Below are 19,764 nucleotides of genomic sequence, written 5' to 3' on the forward strand. Positions count from 1 at the left end.
GCCCTCACTTCCGGTACTTGTCCGTCGCCGCCACCAGTGCCTGCGCCACACCGGGTGCCCCGGTGGTGTGGCCGGCGTCGCCCACGGTGACCAACTCGCTGCCGGGCCAGGACCGGTGGAGGCGCCAGACGATGCCGAGCAGGTTGCCGAAATCGAGCGACCCCTGCACGAGGGTGCCGGGGATGCCCGCGAGGAGCTGGGCGTCGCGCAGGACCACGCCCTCGCCGTCGCCCTCCCCCTCGCTCAGGAAGTGGTCGTTGCCCCAGTAGTGGGTGACGGTGCGGGCGAAGCCCATGCGGTACGCGGGGTCCTCGAAGCGGGCGACGGAGCGCGGTGGTGCGGGGATGATCGCCGTCTCCCAGTCGGTCCAGGCCCGCGCCGCCCGCTCGCGTACCGCGAGGTCGGGGGACTCCAGCAGCCGGTTGTAGGCCGCGGCGAGGTTGCCGTCGCGCTCGGCGGGCGGCAGTTGGGCCAGGAACCGGTCGTAGGCCTCCGGGAAGATCCTGCCGAGTCCCCTGGTGAGCAGCTCAACCTCGGCGCCGGAGCCTGTCGCGACTGCGGTCAGCACCAGCTCGGAGACGGATTCCGGATGCGTCTGCGCGTACCGCAGGGCGAGCACCGAGCCCCACGACACGCCCCACACCAGCCAGCGCTCGATGCCGAGGTGCCGCCGCAGCAGCTCCAGGTCGGCCATGACGTGCGCGGTCGTGTTGACGCTCATGTCGGTCTCGTGGTCGCTCGCGTGCGGTGTCGAGCGGCCGCTGCCGCGCTGGTCGAGCAGGACGATCCGGTAGGCGGCCGGGTCGAACAGGCGCCGGGGGTAGGGGCCGCACCCGGATCCCGGACCGCCGTGCAGCACGACCGCCGGCTTGCCCTCGGGGTTGCCGCAGGTCTCCCAGTACACGAGGTTGTGGTCGCCGACGTCGAGCATGCCGTGTGCGTACGGCTCGATCTCCGGATAGAGGGGCATCAGGGCACCGTAACCTCGCATCGGCTCCCGGTCGCCCTCATTTCGAGCCGGACAGGTCGATCGCCCGGTCGACGTCCTGGGGCTGCAGGACGCGCAGGATGCCTTCGAGAAGGTAGTAGTCGGCGTACGGGAGGGAGATCTCGATCCCGTCCTCGGCCGGGCGGTTGCGGGTGCAGCGGGCGACGACGGCCTCGGCGCGCGTCGAGTTCCTGGTCAGACAGGTCTTCGCCAGCGCGGTCAGCAGCCGTAGTGCGGCTTCCCGGTACTCGGGCCTGCCCGTCGCCGCGGACAGGTCCAGCAGTCCGCAGGCCGTGATCGCGCCGGCGGAGGCGTCCTTGACGTCGTACGGCTGCTGGGGTGCCCGGAAGTCCCACACGGGGACGTGGTCGGGGGTGAGGGCGCCCAGCGCGTAGTCGGCGAGCCGGCGTGCGGTCGTCAGGAACTGCCGGTCACCGGTGCGGCGGTGGATCGTGGTGAACCCGTAGATGCCCCAGGCCTGCCCCCGCGCCCAGCAGGACGCGGGGCTGTAGCCCTGCACGGTGCCGGGGCCGATCGGCGCGCCGGTGGCGGGGTCGAAGTCGTACACGTGGGGGGTCGAGCCGTCCGGGCGCGGGAACACCCGCTGGGCGGTCTTCGCGTGTTCCGTGGCGATGCCGAGGTACTTCCCGTCGCCCGTCTGTTCGCTCGCGAAGGCCAGCAGGTCGAGGTTCATCATCGTGTCCATGATGACGCGGCCCGCGTTGTTCGGATCGTTCAAGGCGCCCCAGGCCCGGATGAAGCGGCCGGCCGGGTTGTAGCGCCGGATCAGCGAGTCGGCCGCCCGCATGGCGCCGGTCCGCCAGGTGTCGTCGCCGGTCAGGCGCCATGCGGTGACCCAGGAGGGGTAGAAGAGGAAGCCGAGGTCGTGGGTGGTGGTGTCGGTCTGACGGGGAGCGAGCTTCTTCGCGGAGTCGAGTGCCAGGGTACGGAAGGTGTCGTCGCCGCTGTACAGCCAGGCCATCCAGAGCGTGCCGGGCCAGAAGCCGCCGACCCAGTCGCCGTTCTGCGAGTACACCCACTTCTCCGCCTTCGTGCCGACCGGAAAGGCCGTCACCCCCGGGGCGACGGTGCGGAGTTTCCCGATCGCGTAGTCGGCGGCGGCCCTGAGCGTACGGACGTCCGCCGCGGGGGTCTGCTCGGCCGCCCGGGCCGCTGTCGTCGGCACCGCGTACAGGGCAGCGGCGCCGGCGGCCGTGGTCAGTACGGAACGTCGGGAGATCTCCATCGACTCGCGTCCTCCAACTCGGCACAGTGGAAGGGAAGTTGACCGAGCCTTGCACAGCCCGCCCGGCCATGTACACCCACATGAGCGATGTTCAGGTGGATGAACAGAGGGAGATGGAATTCGGCCCACGGGAGGGGGGTTTCGGCGAGGCCGCTCCGGCACCTGTCCCGGAAGTACCCCGGAATTGTCCGTGATCCGTAACAGACGGATCCCGCGGCCCACTTATGCCGTCCTGACAGGTGCATGGGGGGACCCACCAACACGGCGAGGATCGGGGCGGACATGGCACGGCATGGCGGGCGGGGATGGTACGGCCGGGTGGTCGCGGCGGCGCTCGGAGTGACGGCGGTCGCCGCCGCCACGTCGGTATGGACCGCGCAGGCCGGCCAGCCCAGTGGGCACCAGGCGGCGCACCCCGCCGCCAAGAAGGCGGTGCCCGTGTCCGCCACCATCGTCCACGCCTCCGACGGCGGCGACCACGCGGTCAACATCACCATCGACGACGGCCCGGACCCGCAGTGGACCCCGCAGGTGCTGCAGGTGCTCAAGGACAACGGCGTGAAGGCGACGTTCTGCATGGTCGGCACCCAGGCCGAGGCGCACCCCGACATGGTCAAGAAGGTGGTGGAGGCCGGGCACCGGCTGTGCGACCACACGGTGTCGCACGACACCACCATGGACAAGAAGTCCCAGGCCTACCAGTCGCAGCAGATCCTGGACGCCGAGAGCCAGATCACGAAGGCCTCCGGGGGCGTACGGCCGATGTACTACCGGGCCCCGGGCGGCGCGTTCACCCCGTACAGCCGGCACCTCGCGGCCTCGCACGGGATGCGGCCGCTGGGCTGGAACGTCGACTCCAAGGACTTCGAGCGGCCCGGCACCGACGCCATCATCAACACCGTCAAGGGCGAGTTGCACAATGGCCCGACCCTGCTCTTCCACGACGCCGGCGGCGACCGCTCGCAGACCGTGGCCGCGCTCAGCACCCTGCTGCCCTGGCTGAAGCAGCAGGGGTACTCCTTCGGATTCCCCGTTCGCTGAACAGGGCGCGGCCGCACCCTGCTTCAGACCTCGACCCCGGCGACGACGGTCCACAGCCCCTCGGTCACGACGGGCCAGGCCGCCGCGCCGGGGTCGATCACGTCGAAGTGACCGGCCCCGGGCAGCTCGTGGAGCGTGGCGGCCACCCGTGCCGCGTACCTGCGGGCCATGGCGACGGGCAGCGCCTCGTCGCGGGTGCCGTGGACCACGACCGTACGACCTGCGGGGACGCCCAGGGCTGCCGGGTCGGCGGCGGCGTACCGGTCCGGGACCTTCTCCCTCGCACCACCGAGAAAGGCGGCGACGGCGCCCCGGCCGCTGCCCAGTTCATCGGCCCACGCCAGGTCCGCGGTGGGGGCGAGGGCGAGCACCCCGAGCACCGCGGGCGGAGTTTCGGTCCGGCCGGGTGCGCCGTCGGGGAGCCGATGCCGGAGCGCGGCCCACAGGGCGAGGTGGCCGCCGGCCGAGTGCCCGGCGTAGACCACGCGCGCGGGGTCGACACGACCGGGCGCGGCCTGCGCGGCGAGGCGGGGCAGCCGGTCGACGGCCTGCGCCGTGTCGGTCAACGTGACCGGCCAGCCCCCTCCACCACCGACCCGGCGGTACTCGACACTGACCACCGCACAGCCGCTCTGCGCCACCAGGGCCCGGGCGAATCCCGCGACATGCTGCCGATCGTGCTCGGCACGCCAGAAGCCGCCGTGGAAGAACAGCACCAACGGCACGCCCGGTCCCACCCCTTCGGCAGGCAGGAACAGATCGGCGGCGTGGTCCGGGTGTTCGCCGTAGACCAGCGGGACAGGGGAGGCCTGGACTCGGGACACGCACATACCTCTTTTCGGTACACCTCGATTCGAGGCATGAGCGTACAGCACCACTGAGCCCCGATCGCAGGCCCGGCAGGCCGACGCGGCGCCTGCCGGGCCGGAGGATGCGACTTCCCGACCATCCCCCGGTCGGACGGTTCAAGCAGTGCATGCTCCAACGCGTCCGATTCCTCGGTTACTTCACCTCTTGACGACCTTGGTTCAGACCTTTACGTTGCAGCAACCCCCACACGACAGGAGCGGCACATGCTCGGTGTCAGAACGTCGTCGTGCTCTCTTCCCCTACGACTGCTTCTCCTGCTGGCCGTGCTGCTCGGCATGGCCGGTGCGCCCGCGCGGGCCGCGGACCGGACCGCGGCGGCGCCCTTCAAGGTGCTGGCCCTGTACAACGGCACCTGGGACGCGGCGCACATCAGCTTCGTCAAAGAAGCGAACGAATGGTTCCCCGAACAGGCTGCGGCCAACGGGTTCACCTACACCGCCAGCAGCAACTGGGATCTGCTGGCCAACGGCGGGGTGAACGCCTACCAGGTGGTCCTCTTCCTCGACGACCTGCCGCAGACGGCGGCCCAACGGACCGGGTTCGAGCACTACATGCGCTCCGGCGGTGCCTGGATGGGCTTCCACGTCTCGGCGTTCACGACGAACGCCTCGGGCTGGTCCTGGTACCACAACCAGTTCCTGGGATCGGGCAACTTCAGGTCCAACACCTGGGGCCCGACCACGGCCGTGCTGCGCGTGGAGGACCGTACCCATCCCGCGACGCAGAACCTGCCGGCCACGTTCACCTCGTCGGTGAGCGAGTGGTACAGCTGGTCCAACGACCTGCGCCAGAACCCCGACATCAGGATTCTGGCCTCCATAGACCCCAGCAGCTTCCCGCTGGGCACCGATCCCGACCAGACCTGGTACAGCGGCTACTACCCGATCCTGTGGACGAACACCAAGTACCGGATGCTGTACGCGAACTTCGGCCACAACGCGATGGACTACGCCACCGACACGCCGCTGTCCTCGACCTTCGCGAGCGAGACGCAGAACCGGTTCGTCCTCGACGGCCTCAAGTGGCTGGGCGGGGCTGCGGACGGCCGGCCGCCGGCCGGCCCGATCTCCGAGACCGCCTGGTACACGCTGCGCAACGCCGGCAACGGCACCTGCGTGGACGCCCGGGGCGCGGCCACCGCCGACGGCACGGCGATCCAGCAGTACACCTGCAACGGGACCGCCGCCCAGCAGTACCAGTTCCGGTCCACCGACAGCGGATATGTGCGCATCACCAGCCGTGGCAACCCCCAGCAGGTCGTCGACGTCACCGACCGGTCCACCGCCGACGGCGCCCCGCTCCAGCTGTGGTCCTACGGAGGCGGCCGCAACCAGCAGTGGAGCCCGGTCCAACAGGCCGACGGCAGCTATCACTTCGTGGCCCGGCACAGCGGCCGGTGTCTCAGCGCCACGTCCACGGCCACGGACAGTGTCCAGCTGACCCAGCGCACCTGCGACGGCTCCCCCGCCCAGAGCTTCCGGCTCACGGAGCAGCCCTGACCCTGCGGGGCCGGACGACCGCCGGTGAACCCGGAGGGAATTCCTGGTCAATGAATCGTCGGGACGGCTGTTCGGGTGCGAAGGGCTGCCTAACATGAGGCCGTCCCGCCGGTGTTCGCACAGCCATTGCGCTCGGCCGCGTGGACGTCTGCGTACGTCGTTCCGGAAAGGCTCGCCATGCCGTTGCCCCGCCTCGGCTCGCGGCCGGTCGCTCTCCGAACGGCTGGCGTACTGGTCCTCGCCTTCGCCCTGGCCGTGGGAGGAACCCTGCTGGCGCTCTCCCTCGTGGGCGGGCGCCCCGCACGGGCCGCGCGGTCCGTCACGATCGAGGTCTCGCCGAGCCGCTGCGGTCGCGGCTGGACCCGGCCCGCGTCCGGGGTGCAGACCTTCGACCTGCACAACGCCTCCGACGGTGCCGCCGAGGTCTATCTCGAGGACCCCGGCAGTCAGGTGGTGTACGGCGCGGTGGAGGGCATCGGCCCGGGGACGACACGGCAGTTGACCGTCCGGCTGGGCAAGGGCACGTACGCCTTCAAGTGCGTGCCCGACGACGCCGACGCCGTCACCGGGCCCATCATCCGCGTCACGTCGGGGCGGCGCGGCCCAGGGGCGGCCCCGGTCACCGAGCACGATCTGATCCCGCCCGCACTCGCCTACCAGAAGTGGGTCGGCGGCGGTCTGGACGAGCTGGTGCGGCTGACGGCGAAGCTGGGCCGGGACATCGACCGCGGCGATCTCGCCGGCGCCCGGTCGGCCTGGCTGCCGGCCCATCTGCAGTACGAGCGGCTGGGGGCGGCGTACGACGCCTTCGGGGACGCGGACGGGCAGATCGACGGCACGGACGCGGGGCTGCCCGCCGGGGTGGCCGACCGGGGCTTCACCGGGTTCCACCGCGTCGAGTACGGGCTGTGGCACGGACAGTCCGCGGGCCGCCTGCGCGCCCCGGCCGCGGCGCTGGTCAAGGCGGTGAACCGGCTGCGCGACAGCTGGTCGCAGACCCGCATGGATCCGTCCCAGCTCGGTCTGCGCGCGCACGAGATCCTGGAGAACACCGTGCAGTTCGAGCTGACCGGCCGGACCGACTACGGCAGCGGCAGCAACCTCGACACCGCCCGTGCCAACCTCGACGGCACCCGCGAGGTGCTGTCCCGGCTGCGTCCCCTGCTCACCACCCGGTACGCCGACCTGCCCGGCCTCGACCGGGACCTGGACCTGGCGCAGCACCTGCTCGACGGATTCCGGCACGGCGGCCGCCGGCCCGCGCCGGCGGCCCTGCCCCGCGCCGGGCGGGAGCGCGTCGACTCGGTCTTCGGTGACCTGGTCGAGCGGCTCGCGTCGGTGGCGACCCTGTGCGATCCCCGGAGGACGGCGTGAGCGGAAGAGACCGGCACGGCGGAGTGGGCAGGCGCGGCTTCCTGCGCGGTGCGGCCCTCGCGGGAGCCGGGCTCGCCACCGGTGCCGCCGCGCCCACGGCGGCCGTCGTCCCCTTCCACGGCGCCCACCAGGCATCCGTGCTCGCGCCCTCGCGCCGGACCAGCGTGTTCGTGTCGCTCGACGTGACCGCGGAACACCGCGCGGACCTGACCGACCTGCTGCGCACCCTCACCGACCGGGCCCGGTTCCTGACCTCGGGCGGGACCCCGTCCCCGGTGGGCATCACCGGGCCGCCCGCGGACTCGGGCATCCTGGGCGACCGGCTGCCCTCCGGCGCGCTGGGCCTGACCATCGGCGTGGGCGCCTCGCTCTTCGACGACCGGTTCGGGCTGGCCGCGCTGCGGCCCCGGCGGCTGACCGCCATGCCCGCCTTCCCGGACGACGACCTGCGGTCCGAGTGGTGTCACGGCGACCTCAGCCTCCAGCTGCACGCCGACGACCCCGACACCGCTGTGCACGCCCTGCGCGACATCGCCCGGCACACCCGGGGCGGCATGCAGGTCCGCTGGCGCCTGGACGGCTTCTCCAGTCCGCCCCGGCCCTCCGGCACCCCGCGCAATCTGCTGGGGTTCAAGGACGGCACCGCCAACCCGGACGCGCACAGCACCGGTGAGATGGACCGCCTGGTGTGGGTGGGCGAGGGCATGGGCGAGCCGGACTGGGCGGTGGGCGGCAGCTATCAGGTCGTCCGGCTGATCCGGATGCTGGTGGAGTTCTGGGACCGGGTCTCGCTGAGCGAGCAGGAGCGGATGTTCGGCCGGGCCCGCTCGTCCGGCGCGCCGCTGGACGGCGACCACGAGCACGACACACCGAAGTACGCCGACGATCCCAAGGGCGACGTCATCCCGCTGGACGCCCACATACGCCTCGCCAACCCCCGCACCGCCGCCACCGCCCACCAGCGCATCCTGCGCCGCGCCTACAACTACGACCGGGGCATGGACGGCAACGGCAACCTCGACATGGGCCTGCTGTTCACCTGCTACCAGCAGGATCCGGTACGGCAGTTCGAGACCGTGCAGCACCGGCTGGCGGGCGAGCCGCTCACCGACTACATCTCCCCGTTCGGCGGCGGCTACTTCTTCGCGCTGCCCGGCGTGCGGGACGCGTCGGACTGGTACGGGCGCGCCCTGCTGGGCTGAGCCTGTCCGGACAACTCGGCGGACAGGCTGGTCAATTCACCGTCAAGGTTTGCCCCAGCATCCCTGACCCGGTGTTCACTCCCGCGCCACCGCCCCTCCGCCGAGGCGCCCCGCCGCTCGCGCAGCATCCGTGCTCGTACGACGCACAGACGTTCTCGCCCGGAGGGTGAACCACCATGGCCAGCAGAGGAAGACGAGCGGCGACGCGGAGCATCACGGCGCTCGCCGGAGCGGCGGCGCTCACGGTGCTCGGCAGCAACGCGCCCGGCTGGGCGGCGGCGCCCGCCGGGCACTCCTCTACCGCGACGCCCATCAAGCACGTCGTCGTGATCTTCGACGAGAACATCTCCTTCGACCACTACTTCGCCACGTACCCGAAGGCCGCCAACACGGACGGCACGAAGTTCAAGGCGTCGAGGAACACGCCCAGGAACATCGACACCCTGGCCCACGCCGGACTGCTGAAGACGAACCCCAACCAGTACACGCCTAAGCGGCTCTCCCCCGCCCAGGCGATGACCTGCGACCAGAACCACTCCTACGGGGCCGAGCAGTACGCGGCGAACGGCGGCAAGGCCGACCAGTACGTGCAGAACACCGAGGTCGACAAGTGCAGCGGGGGCCTGTTCGGCGAGCCCGGCCTCGTCATGGACTACTACGACGGCAACACCGTCACCGCGCTGTGGAACTACGCCCAGCACTACTCCCTGTCCGACCGCTCCTTCAGCTCGGTCTACGGTCCCTCCACGCCCGGTGCGCTCAACCTGGTCTCCGGTCAGACGCACGGTGTGGTCTCCGTCGACCCGGCCACCGGCAAGCGGACGGCGACGCCCGACCCGTACACCGTCAAGTCGCCCGACGCGAAGGGCGTGGGCACGGTGATCAACGACCCCGACCCGGCCTTCGACGACTGCTCCGGCAAGGACCACACCAGCACCAACGCGCTGGCGGCCATGCTGGGCGCCAACATCGGTGACCGGCTCAACGCGAAGAAGGTGTCCTGGGGCTGGTTCCAGGGCGGCTTCCGGCCCTCGACCGCGTGGAACGGGACGTCCGGGTCGTACGCCAAGTGCGACACCACGCACACCAACACGGGCGGTGCGGCCGTCGCCGACTACAGCCCGCACCACAACCCGTTCGCGTACTACAAGTCGACGGCAAACCCGCACCACCTGCCGCCGAAGAGCGTCTCGGAGATCGGCCACAACGGGCAGGCCAACCACAACTACGACCTGACCGACTTCACCGCCGCGGTCAAGGCCGGCAAGCTCCCGGCCGTCAGCTTCGTGAAGGCCGGTGAGTACCAGGACGGCCACGCCGGCTACTCCGACCCGCTCGACGAGCAGCACTTCCTCGTCAAGCAGATCAACGCGATCCAGAGCTCGCCGCAGTGGAAGTCGACCGCGGTCGTCGTCGCCTACGACGACTCCGACGGCTGGTACGACCACGCGTACGCCGCCCCGCGCAACGGCTCGAAGGACACCTCGCTCGGCTCCAACGGCAAGGCCACCGACGGCCCGGCCTGCCAGAACGGCCCCAAGGCGTCCGGCGGTTATGCCGACCGCTGTGGTCCGGGCACCCGCCAGCCGCTGCTCGTGATCTCGCCGTACAGCAAGGTCGACAAGGTCGACCACACGCTGACGGACCAGGCGTCCGTCACCCGGTTCATCGAGGACAACTGGCACACGGGCCGCGTCGGTGACCACTCCTTCGACGCGACGGCCGGTTCCCTGGCGGGCATGTTCGACTTCCGGCACCCGAACAACAAGCAGGTGCTGCTGAACTCGGACGGCTCGGTGAAGTCCGTCGGACCCGTCAAGCACGTCGCCCCGGTGACCACGAGCATCACGCCCGGCCCGGCGATGCAGAACACCGCCGCCACCACCAGCACTTCGGGGATCCCGGCCCTCCCGGTCGGCCTCGGTGTGGGCGCCCTGCTGGCCGCCGGCGTCACCGGCACGTACCTCACGTTGCGCCGCAGGCAGCAGGCCTGACCACCACCACTCCCCACGGGTGCGCCCCCGGCCGTCGGCCGGGGGCGCACCCGGTTCAGGCCCTGACCGACGGCCGGGGGGCGCGCACTCTGTCCGCTCTCCCGATCAGCTGCAGCAGCGGACCGGTCATGAGGGTGGTCACCAGCGCCATGAGGACGAGGACCGCGTACAGGTCCTGGCCGATGAGCCCCGCTGTCCTGCCCACGTCCAGCACGATCAGCTCGGTGAGCCCTCGGGTGTTCACCATGACGGCGACCAGGGCCGACTGCCGGGTGTCCATGCCGTGCACCCGGGCCGCACCGTAGGCCGGTACGACCTTGCCGGCGATCGCCACCACCAGGAGCACCCCCAGCAGGCCGAAGCCGTCCGCGCCCAGCGTGCCGATGTCGACCGACAGCCCGGTGGACACGAAGAACAGCGGCAGCAGCATTCCGGAGGTCTGCTCCATCGGCCGCAGCACGTCGGCGCCCGGGGCACCGTCGCGGCGCGGCATGGCCAGCCCGGCGAGGAACCCGCCGAAGACGGCGTGCAGGCCGAGTGACTCGGTGGCCCACGCGCTGCCCAGGGCGAAGACCAGGGCCACCGGAACGGGACTGCTCAGCAGCGTGGCCGGCCGGTTCAGCCACCAGCGCAGCGCGGGCCGGACCACACCGAGGACGAACGCGACGAAGGCGGCAAGCAGTGCCAGGGAGACCGGCCAGGACCAGCGGGTGGCCTGCCCCGAGTCGCTGAGCACCGCCGCAAGCACGAGCCAGGCCGCCACGTCCATGAAGCCGGCCGCCGCGATCGCCACGGTTCCGGCGGGAGTGCCGGCGGCCCCGCGCTCCCGCACGACGGCCGCCAGCACCGGCAGCGCGGTGATCGAGAGCCCCACCGCCATGAACAGCGCGAACGCGTGGTTGTCCGCGTGCCGGGGATCCACGGCGGCGAACAGTCCGCCGCACAGTTCCACGGCCCCCAGGGCGAGCGCCATCGGGGTCAGCAGTGCCGCCACCGCGACGCTCACCGCGGTGCGTCCCGCCCGGAAGGTGCGGAAGTCGATCTCGTAGCCGACGACGAACAGGAACAGGACAACGGCGATCTGGGCCAGTACCGACAGGAACGGCCGCGCGTCGGCGGGGAACAGCCGCGCGGACGGGTCCCCGGGCAACCGGCCCATCAGGGTCGGACCGAGGGCGATCCCGGCGAGGATCTGGCCGATCACCGCCGGCTGCCCGAGACGCCGGGTCAGGCCCCCGAACGCCCAGGACACGAGGATGACGAGGGCCACGTCCCCGAGAACGGTGGCTACGAGACGGCTCATCAGGCGTGCCTCTCATCCGGAGTCCGGAGTCCCCAGACATGTGTTCGCGAGCATACAAATGGCCTGTAAATCAGGCGTGTTGTGCGGTCGGGCTATTGGAAGTCACGGCCCGGCGCACTGTACGCAGGGCGAAAAGCGCTGGTCGACCGCGGGACGGGATGCTGAGATGGCCCGATGTACGATCTTGCGTCGCCGACCGTGGACCGGGGCCGGTACGCGGACGCGGTGACTCCCTGGGAGCAGGAGTCCTGGCGGACCGCGGCCCTCGGCTGGGTGGAGGCCGGGCTCGTGGCACACGGGCTGCGGGTGACCGGCCGGCTGCAGGTGCGGCTGCGGCCGTGGTCCGTCCTGGTGCGGGTGCCGGTGGCCGGGCGTGCGGCCGTGTGGTTCAAGGCGAATCCGCAGGCCAGCGGCTTCGAGGGCGCGCTGACCGCCGCGCTGGCCCGCTGGGTGCCGGAGCACGTCCTGGAGCCGCTCGCGGTCGACGCCGACCGCGGCTGGTCCCTGTTGCCGGACGGGGGCGCCCTCTTCCGGGACGTCCTCGAGCGGGAGAGCGTGGAGCCGCGCGCCTGGGAGGACCTTCTCCGCCAGTACGCGAGCATGCAGCATGCCCTGGTCCCGCACGCGCGCGAGATCGAACGGCTGGGCGTCCCGAGCGCCCGCACGTCGGAACTGCCCGAGATCTTCGACAGGTTGCTCGCCGAGAACACGGCACTGCGGCCGGACGAACGAGCACGGCTCGACACGCTGCGGCCCCGGCTCGTGGACTGGTGCGCCGAACTCGCGGCCTCGGGCATCGCCGACTCCCTGGACCACTCGGATCTGCACGACGGCCAGCTGTTCAACCCGGAACCGGGCCGGTACACCTTCTTCGACTGGGGCGACGCGGCCGTGTCCCACCCGTTCTGCAGCCTTCAGGTCACCGCCCGGCGGGCCTGCGGCCGGTACGGGCCCGAGGTGCTGCCGCGCCTGCGCGACGCCTACCTCGAGCCGTGGACGGGAGCCGGAAACACGGCAGCGGAACTCCGGCGCGCGGTGCACCTCGCGTGGCGGCTGAGCGCTCTGGGGCGTGCCCGCGCCTGGGGCCGTCTGTTTCCGGCCGCGCCCGGAACCGCTCACCTGGCCGGGCAGAGCGCCCGCACGCTGCTGGAGCTCACCGAGGATCCCCCGCTGTAGACGGCCGCACACCACTCGTACGGCACAACGCCCGGTTCACGTCGCGGGTGCCGTGGTCCCGGTGTCCCACCCGGACCGTCCACCGCCGGTGCCGCCGCCCCGGATTCGTCGTGCGGTTGCGGGAGGCGGAGCCGGATCGGGAGCCTGGGCGGGGGACGAACCGGGCCGGATCCGGGAGGCGTGGTGATTCCAGCACACGGCACACCCACCGTGGACCGCCGGCGCTTCCTGGCCCTGTGCGCCGGCGCGGGCCTTGCCACGGCGGGCGCCTGCGCGCCCGCGACCCCGCCCGTGCGACCCCACCGGTACAGTCCGCTGCGGCCGGAGGCCGAACAGGACGCGCCGGGCACCGCCGACTGGCGGATCCGCTCGGCGGGCCCGCCGGACGCGGTGGCCGGCTACACGGACCAGGTGAGCGTCGCTCCCGGACAGGAATGCGGTCTGCACGTGTCGACCAGCGCCGCCTCGTTCCGGGTCTCGGCGTTCCGCGTCGGCTGGTACGGCGGCCGGCAGGCCCGTCTCATCTGGGCCTCACCGCGGATACCCGGCCGTGCCCAGCCGCCCCCGCACCTGCTGCCCGCCACCCGTACCGTGCGCGCCGACTGGCCCACCGCACTGAGCATGGACACCACCGGGTGGCCGGAGGGCGCCTATCTGCTGCGACTGGAGGCCGACACCGGTCATCAGCGTCACATCCCGCTGATCGTCCGCTCCGCCGAGGCCGTCGGCCGCACGGTCCTGCTGCATGCCCCGGCCACCTGGCAGGCCTACAACCGCTGGGGCGGATACAGCCTCTACGCGGGCTCCTCCGGCGCGTACGCCACCCGGTCGCTCGCGGTCAGCTTCGACCGTCCCTACGAGGGCAACGGCGCCGAGAAGTTCCTGGTCTACGAGTGGGCACTGGTGGTGCTGGCCGAACGCCTGCGCATCCCGCTGGCCTACACCACCGGTGTCGACGTCCACCGGGACCCGTCGGTGCTCCACGGAGCGCATTCCGTCGTCTGCCTGGGGCACGACGAGTACTGGACGCCCGAACAGCGGGCGTCCGTCACCCGCGCCCGGGACGCCGGGACGAACGTGGCCTTCCTGGGCGCGAACACCTGTTTCCGCCGGGTCCGTCTGGAGGAGGGGCAGCGGGCGGGCGACCGTACGGTGGTCTGCTACAAGACGTCCTACCGCGCCGACCCCCGCTATGCGTCCGACCCGGCGCTGGTGACCACCGACTACCGCAGCCCGCCCGCAGCCGACCCGGAGTCCTCGCTGACCGGCGTCCTGTACGAGGGCTATCCGGTCGACGCCCCGTATGTCGTGCACGCCGCCGATCACTGGCTGTACGACGGCACCGGCGTGCGTCCCGGAGACACCTTCGCCCATCTGGTGGGCGTCGAGTACGACCGTGTCATGCCCGTCTCCGCCGCCCCCGGCCCCCTGGAGATCACCGCGCACTCCCCGGTCGTCTGCGCCGGCCGCCCCAGCCACAGCGACTCGGCTTACTACGCGGCCCCGAGCGGTGCCGGGGTGTTCGCGACCGGGACCATGCGCTGGGTGGAGGGCCTGCTCGCCGGCACCGGCGAACTCGGCCGCGACCACGGCATGGACAGCCGCACGCGCGGGTTCGTCACGCGCACCACGGAGAACGTGCTGCGCACCTTCGCGCAGGGCCCGGCGACCCGCACCGGCCGGCCACCGCGTCCGAACGTGGACGAGGTGTACGGCGGCACGGTCTGACGGCGGCCACCGGGCCCCGGCGTCACTGTGCCGGGTGCCCCGTGGCGCGGAGCCGGTCCCGGCGGGCGAGGTTGTAGAGCCGCAGCAGATGCTTGGACACGGCACAGGGCGCGGCGTCCACGTAGCACTGGCGGCACGTCTGTACGTGCTGCTCGTAGGCGAAGCGAGCGCTTTCCAACGGATCGTTGTGCGCGTCATCGAAAGAGGACATGGAGATCTCCGGGCAGGGCGCGTCCTGGGACCGCGCCGAGTTGACTGACTGGTACACCCAGAGCAAAGGTCATCATGTTACTTGCGGTACTGGGAAACTGGTCGGTAACAACGCCTCTGACCTGGGCCGGGACCGTGCGGTCAGTGGCCGCCCGAGGGCTGGTCGCACCCGTCGTGGTCGGGGTAGCCGCCGAAGGCGTCCGCCTTGGTCGTGGCGCCGTCCAGGTTCGGGTTCCCGGCCAGGCTGCCTTCCACGCACACCGGGTAGTCGTCGACCTGGATCAGGAAGCCGACGCCACCGTCGCCCGGGTACGCCTGCACCTGCCCGCCGGAGTACCCGAGTCCGACGAGGGCCTTGCGGACGCTCTCGGGACTGAACTGGCCGCGCCTGCGCTGTGGTTCGAGTGCCTCCCGGACGCGCGCGACGGCCGCGAGGCCCTGGCAGCGGCGCTTGCCGTGCAGCTCGAACGGGATCATGAAGCCGTGGTTCTCGGCATAGTGGTCGGTCGGCGGTGCGGTGGGGCTCGGGGTGGCCGTGGACGGCTGCGGCGAGGCGGTGGGGCTCTCGCCGGGGCAGGGAAAGTCCTTGGGTGTGCTCGGCGACGCCACCGCACTGCGTGAGGGCCCGCCCGCGCCGGCGTCGTCCCCGGCCCGCTGCGTACCGCATCCGGCCGCCAGCACGGCCAGTAAGGCCAGCGGGACCATGCCGGCCCGGGCCGCCGTCGTTCCGATCTTCGTCATGCGCCGATCCTGACCGATGCCGGGATCGGCGTCATGAGTTCCCGTACTCAGAAAACAGGCCCGCAGACACCCCGAGGCGGTGCGGCGGGGCGGGTGCTGGAGCACCCCGTCAGCGGAGCGTCAGCCCCCCGTCAGCGGCTCCTGCCACTCTCATACATGTGAACGGCACGGGAAACCGGAAGCCGGGAACAGGGAGAGGTGCCCGGAGTGGCTGATCGGGGACCTACGAGCACGCCTCAAGGTCGGGCCCCACGGGGCCCACGCAGGTTCGAATCCTGCCCTCTCCGCAAGAATGTGCGGGTGAACGACTATCGCCCGCTCCAGAGGGACCCCGCTCCGGAGTGGTACGGACGCCTCCACGTCCGTACCGCCGACCTCTCCCCGGCCGCGTGGCTCACCGAACCCGCCCCGGGGTACGCCGCCTTGGGGACCGTCGCGGGAGTCGCCGCGCCCGGCTTCGCGGCCTACGCGAGGATCCTGCATCCGGCCTCGCTGGACGAGCGGCGGGTGCGCTGGTCGACCGTGGCCGCCGCGCACGGCACCCGGGTGACCCCGACCACGCGCTGGCACAAGGTCATCGGGCTGGACCACGACCACCACAACCGCTCCGACCACGGCCTGCCCGGCGTGTGGGACGAGCACCCGGGCGAGGGACCGACCCCGCCCGATGTCGCCCGGGCCCTGATCCCTGTGCTGGGCCGGCACACCCGGACCCCGGAGCGCTGCTGGTTCGGTCTGTGGTCCGGGTACGGCCGGTGGGAGTTCGACGGGATCCCCACGTTCACGACGCCCGGCCGGGACGAGGTGCTGCTCGCCGGGACCCTGGCCGACGCCCTCTCACCGCTGACCCTGGACGAGTTCGCCGAGCTGCCCGACCTCTGGTGGCCCGAGGACCGCGCCTGGTGCGTGGGCGGTGACGTGGACCTGGCCGGCACGTACGTCGGCGGTTCCGCCGAGCTCGTCGCAGAGTTGCTGTCCGACCCGGAGCTGGAGGCCCACCCCGTGAACGCGGGCGATCCGGTCGGCTAAGGCGTGACGACAGTCCCGCCGCACGTCACCACGAGGTGGCCGTCCGAGGCGAAGGACCAGCCCAGGGCGCCGGAGTACGAGGCGCACCGGGAGCCGTTCGTGCCGGACCAGAACTGGTTGGAGCCGTCTGCGCCGCCGACGGTCCTGTCGTTGGAGCCGCTGCCGGAGAACCGGCACGAGGTGTTGCTGCGGAACACCGAAGTCCCCTTGTCCAAGGAGAAGTTGCGCTCCGCATTGCCGACGCCGACGTTGTTCGAGATCGCCATCGTGCCGGGGTTGCTGTTGTGGGTGAACCCGTTTGATGGCAACCGGAAGGCCCTCGCGGCCTACTCGCCGGGGGCGAGGGTGCGCGCCAGGACGCGAGCCGTGTCGGCGACCAGGGCGTCGTCCACCGGCGCGGCCTTTTCCGCCTTCGTCGACAGCACGGCCAGCACGACCGGGGTCCCCCGGGTCGTCCAGGCGACGCCGATGTCGTTCGCGGTGGCGTAGTCCCCGGTCCCGGTCTTGTCGCCGAGGACCCAGCCCCGGGGCAGCCCGGCACCGAACCGTCTGGCGCTGGTGGTGTTGCCCTTCAGCCAGGTGACGAGCTGCTCGCGGCCGGCGCCGTCCAGGGCCCGGCCCAGGGTCAGCCGCTCGAAGCTCCGCCCGACGGCCTCCGGAGTCGTCGTGTCGCGCAGATCGCCCGGGATGGCGGTGTTGAGATCGGTCTCCCAGCGGTCCAGCCGGCTCACCCGGTCGCCGAGCGACCGGAAGAAGCGGGTGAGGCCGGCCGGCCCGCCGATCTGGCGCAACAGGAGGTTGCCGGCCGCGTTGTCGCTGTACTGGATCGCGGCCGCGCACAGGTCACCCACCCGCATGCCGGTGGCCAGGTGCTCCTCGGCCCTAGGCGAGTTCGGCAGGATGTCGCTCGGCGGATAGTGGATCACCTTGTCCAGCGGTGCGCAGCCACCGTGGTCGCGCAGGACGGCAGCCGCCGCGAACGCCTTGAACGTCGAGCACATCGCGAACCGCTCCCCCGCGCGGTACGCCACGGTCCGTCCGGTGCGCACATTGTGGGCGTACACGCCGAGCCTCGCCCCGTACCGGCGCTCGAGATCGCTCAACTCGGTGTGCGGATGGGCCGTTGCGGCATCCGGGGCGGCAGAGGCGGCCGGCGCCCCTGCGACGGGGGCGACCACGGCGGTGGTGGTGAGGGCCAGACCGGCCTTGAAAAGGCGGCGGCGCGGCAGCGGATTGGCACTGGTCATGTGCGGAGTTCTCCCGAGTCATCCGTCGTCGGCTTGGTGGATCTTCGACGGGGACCAGCGAAACAGCCGTGGTCCACTCATGTCCAAGAGGGAACTTTGAACGCCTCATGACTTATTGATATATGCAGTCGGCTCTCCGGCCTGCGAAAGCACCGGATCACGCCGCCTCAAGTCAGCACCAGATCAGCATGGTGCCGGGTACGAGCATCCCGGACGTCCAGTCGGCTGCCGGGATCAGCGCATCGCAGATCTACCACTACTTCGGCGACAAACAGGGCTTGGTCCTGGCCGTCGTTGGTGCGACAGGGCGGCGGACCGACAGGACGCCATGGGGTGGGTAGGCGGCTGCGAGATCGGCTCGCTCGCCAGCGAACTCACCGAGACCGACCCCTTGGCCCGCACCGACCTTGCCGCGTCCTTCGAGAGGTGGGAAGCGCGGCCCCGGGAACCGTGGCCACGGGTCGCCGTCCGGCGCTGAATCGCTGACCCTGGCTGCGCTGTCGTATCCGTTCTGGATGTGGACCCGTCGGGGGCGGTGCATCGTGTGCGGATCAGCGGGCGATCGAGATCGCGAAGGGCGTGAATCCGGTGGACCGGATCACGTGGGGGACGAACAGGATCGCGGCCTCCGTGGCACGGGCGGTTTGGATTCCGCCGAGGTCGGTGATCCACTCCTTGCGCCAGCCGAGGTCGGTAAGCAGTTCGCGGACGGTCTGCTTGGCCTGCGGGTCGTCGCCGGAGAGGAACGCGGTCGGCGGCTGGGTGAGCGTGGCCGGCGCGGTCATCACCGGGAAAAGCATGGTGTTGAGTGTCTTGACGACGTGCGTTTCGGGGAGTGCTTCCTGGAGTTGTTCGGCGAGGCTGGAGCCGGGGTAGAGCAGGTCGGCGGGCAGTCCGTTCGGTCCGTCGGTGGTGGCGTTGGAGACGTCGACGAGGATCTTGTTGCGCAGTTCTTCGCGCAGGGCGGCGAGACGTTCCAGTGAGCCGGCTCCGGGGGTGGCGTTGATGACGATCTGGGCTGTCCGGGCAGCGTCGGCGGCGGCGCCCGGCGCGCGGTCCGCCATGGTCACCTGACGCCCTGCCCGGGTGAGGGCTGTGGCCAGGTTGCCGCCGACGCGGCCGTTTCCGAGAACTGCGATCGTGGTCATGATGATCTGGTCCATCCGTGTGTGCAGGTTGTGGTGCGCGGTCAGCGTGAGAGCGTGGCGACGGCCTCGGTGTGGATGCCGGGCGCGGCGGCCAGGAAGCTCTCGCTCTGCGGGGTCCAGGGGCGGCCCTCGGCGTCAGAGATCTGTCCGCCGGCCTCGGTGACGAGCAGCGCGCCGGGGAGCAGGTCCGCGCGGGCACCGGCGAACTGCCAGAAGGCGTCGATCCGGCCGGCGGCCACGTTCAGCAGGTGCAGGGTCGCGGGCACGGAAGTGCGGACGACGAGCGCGTCGAAGAGCATCGCGGTGATCGAGGAGCCGACGCGCCGCACGACCGTCTCGTTCTCGTCCGGCCGAGCCTGGCTGGTGGCCACGAGGCTCAAGGCGAGGTCCGCGGTCCGGGAGACGTGCAGCGGCCGGCCGTCGAGGTAGGCGCCCGCGCCGGTGAGCGCGGTGTAGGTTTCCCCGGTCAACGGCAGGTGGACCACGGTGAGCACCGGCTGGTTCTCACGCACGAGGGTGGCGGTCACCGCCCACTCCGGCAGGGCATGCAGGTGGTTGACGTTGCCCTCGGCCGGATCCACGACCCACCATTCGCCGGCCGGCAGCGCCCCGCCGTCCAGCTCGTCCTCCACCCATCCGGCCTGCGGGCGCAGTTCCGTAAGGGCGGGGCGCAGGATGTCCAGGGCCGTGTCGTCGTTCGCGGCGAGCGCCCGCATCAGTTCGTCGCGGGTCCGGTAGCGGACCACCTCGCCGAAGCGCTCGCGCAGCGCCGCACCCGCCGCACGCACGGCGATCGCGGTCTGCGTCAGCAGGTCGGCGTCGGAGGTTGCAACGTCCGTGGTCTGAAGCGTTTCGGACATGGTGGTACTCCCGTCTGAGCAAAGGGATTAGGTCGTGCGGGCGGAATTCCGTGCTCTCCTGCGCCCGCTCTCGAAGATTAGGAGACAGGTTGATTAACCTCAAGTGCA

Annotated in this window: 18 protein-coding genes and 2 pseudogenes; 10 read left to right on the top strand and 10 right to left on the bottom strand. The window is 71.5% G+C overall.

From position 1 onward, the window contains the following. Window positions 1-4 precede the first annotated feature (4 nt). Together pip and AC07DS_RS00240 are read right to left on the bottom strand one after the other, a co-directional pair. Window positions 5-970 carry a prolyl aminopeptidase gene (gene pip, locus AC07DS_RS00235; RefSeq protein WP_479141204.1) on the bottom strand — a complete coding sequence of 322 codons (966 nt, stop codon included), beginning with the start codon at window positions 968-970 and terminating at the stop codon, window positions 5-7. 37 nt (window positions 971-1,007) lie between these two features. Further along, the gene (locus tag AC07DS_RS00240; protein WP_479141206.1) at window positions 1,008-2,234 is read right to left on the bottom strand and encodes a glycoside hydrolase family protein; all 1,227 of its coding nucleotides are present in this window, start codon (window positions 2,232-2,234) and stop codon (window positions 1,008-1,010) included. A 282-nt stretch (window positions 2,235-2,516) separates the two neighbouring features. Between AC07DS_RS00240 and AC07DS_RS00245 the strand changes: the two genes are divergently transcribed. Further along, window positions 2,517-3,275, top strand: coding sequence for a polysaccharide deacetylase family protein (locus AC07DS_RS00245; protein ID WP_479141208.1), 759 nt, complete (start codon window positions 2,517-2,519; stop codon window positions 3,273-3,275). Window positions 3,276-3,298: 23 nt separating this feature from the next. On the opposite strand, the gene AC07DS_RS00250 is transcribed toward AC07DS_RS00245, so the two are convergent. Further along, window positions 3,299-4,099, bottom strand: coding sequence for an alpha/beta hydrolase (locus tag AC07DS_RS00250; RefSeq protein ID WP_479141209.1), 801 nt, complete (start codon window positions 4,097-4,099; stop codon window positions 3,299-3,301). Window positions 4,100-4,348: 249 nt separating this feature from the next. On the opposite strand from AC07DS_RS00250, the gene AC07DS_RS00255 reads away from it, so the two are divergent. From AC07DS_RS00255 to AC07DS_RS00270, 4 genes are all read left to right on the top strand, one after another. Next, complete coding sequence (locus tag AC07DS_RS00255) at window positions 4,349-5,644, top strand: ThuA domain-containing protein (protein WP_479141211.1); 1,296 nt, start codon at window positions 4,349-4,351, stop codon at window positions 5,642-5,644. Window positions 5,645-5,821: 177 nt separating this feature from the next. Continuing rightward, window positions 5,822-7,018, top strand: a complete 1,197-nt coding sequence (locus AC07DS_RS00260; protein WP_479141213.1) for an EfeM/EfeO family lipoprotein — start codon at window positions 5,822-5,824, stop codon at window positions 7,016-7,018. Further along, entirely contained in the window at window positions 7,015-8,220 is a 1,206-nt protein-coding gene (efeB, locus tag AC07DS_RS00265) for an iron uptake transporter deferrochelatase/peroxidase subunit (RefSeq protein ID WP_479141215.1), read from the top strand. The genes AC07DS_RS00260 and efeB overlap by 4 nt, the downstream gene beginning before the upstream one ends. 176 nt (window positions 8,221-8,396) lie before the next feature. Beyond that, window positions 8,397-10,214, top strand: a complete 1,818-nt coding sequence (locus tag AC07DS_RS00270; RefSeq protein WP_479141217.1) for a phospholipase C — start codon at window positions 8,397-8,399, stop codon at window positions 10,212-10,214. Window positions 10,215-10,269: 55 nt separating this feature from the next. Here AC07DS_RS00270 and AC07DS_RS00275 read toward each other — a convergent pair whose 3' ends face one another. Next, window positions 10,270-11,517, bottom strand: coding sequence for a cation:proton antiporter (locus AC07DS_RS00275; RefSeq protein ID WP_479141219.1), 1,248 nt, complete (start codon window positions 11,515-11,517; stop codon window positions 10,270-10,272). Between the two features lie 174 nt (window positions 11,518-11,691). Here AC07DS_RS00275 and AC07DS_RS00280 point away from each other — a divergent pair, with 174 nt between their 5' ends. After that, window positions 11,692-12,693: a phosphotransferase gene (locus AC07DS_RS00280; protein WP_479141220.1), complete on the top strand. Its 1,002-nt coding sequence runs from the start codon at window positions 11,692-11,694 to the stop codon at window positions 12,691-12,693. Window positions 12,694-12,876: 183 nt separating this feature from the next. Next, window positions 12,877-14,421 carry a N,N-dimethylformamidase beta subunit family domain-containing protein gene (locus AC07DS_RS00285; protein WP_479141222.1) on the top strand — a complete coding sequence of 515 codons (1,545 nt, stop codon included), beginning with the start codon at window positions 12,877-12,879 and terminating at the stop codon, window positions 14,419-14,421. 22 nt (window positions 14,422-14,443) lie between these two features. On the opposite strand, the gene AC07DS_RS00290 is transcribed toward AC07DS_RS00285, so the two are convergent. Further along, entirely contained in the window at window positions 14,444-14,632 is a 189-nt protein-coding gene (locus tag AC07DS_RS00290; protein ID WP_479141223.1) for a hypothetical protein, read from the bottom strand. A 140-nt stretch (window positions 14,633-14,772) separates the two neighbouring features. Beyond that, window positions 14,773-15,372 carry a hypothetical protein gene (locus AC07DS_RS00295; protein ID WP_479141225.1) on the bottom strand — a complete coding sequence of 200 codons (600 nt, stop codon included), beginning with the start codon at window positions 15,370-15,372 and terminating at the stop codon, window positions 14,773-14,775. A 192-nt stretch (window positions 15,373-15,564) separates the two neighbouring features. Between AC07DS_RS00295 and AC07DS_RS00300 the strand changes: the two are divergent. Further along, window positions 15,565-15,659 (top strand): annotated as a pseudogene (locus tag AC07DS_RS00300). 13 nt (window positions 15,660-15,672) lie between these two features. Continuing rightward, window positions 15,673-16,401: a hypothetical protein gene (locus AC07DS_RS00305; protein WP_479141226.1), complete on the top strand. Its 729-nt coding sequence runs from the start codon at window positions 15,673-15,675 to the stop codon at window positions 16,399-16,401. Here AC07DS_RS00305 and AC07DS_RS00310 read toward each other — a convergent pair. Then, window positions 16,398-16,700 (bottom strand): annotated as a pseudogene (locus AC07DS_RS00310) (right-handed parallel beta-helix repeat-containing protein); the annotation flags it as partial. The gene AC07DS_RS00305 and the pseudogene AC07DS_RS00310 overlap by 4 nt on opposite strands. A gap of 27 nt (window positions 16,701-16,727) precedes the next feature. Further along, the gene (bla, locus tag AC07DS_RS00315) at window positions 16,728-17,648 is read right to left on the bottom strand and encodes a class A beta-lactamase (RefSeq protein ID WP_479141228.1); all 921 of its coding nucleotides are present in this window, start codon (window positions 17,646-17,648) and stop codon (window positions 16,728-16,730) included. A gap of 188 nt (window positions 17,649-17,836) precedes the next feature. Between bla and AC07DS_RS00320 the strand changes: the two genes are divergently transcribed. Next, a complete protein-coding gene (locus AC07DS_RS00320; protein WP_479141230.1) occupies window positions 17,837-17,989 on the top strand; it encodes a TetR/AcrR family transcriptional regulator in 153 nt (50 codons plus the stop codon). A 210-nt stretch (window positions 17,990-18,199) separates the two neighbouring features. Here the strand turns inward: AC07DS_RS00320 and AC07DS_RS00325 are convergent, their stop codons facing one another. Further along, entirely contained in the window at window positions 18,200-18,796 is a 597-nt protein-coding gene (locus AC07DS_RS00325) for an NADPH-dependent F420 reductase (RefSeq protein ID WP_479141232.1), read from the bottom strand. Between the two features lie 41 nt (window positions 18,797-18,837). Then, window positions 18,838-19,656, bottom strand: a complete 819-nt coding sequence (locus AC07DS_RS00330) for an inositol monophosphatase family protein (RefSeq protein WP_479141234.1) — start codon at window positions 19,654-19,656, stop codon at window positions 18,838-18,840. Window positions 19,657-19,764 lie beyond the last annotated feature (108 nt).

Source organism: Streptomyces sp. NPDC044064 (genome assembly GCF_056434245.1).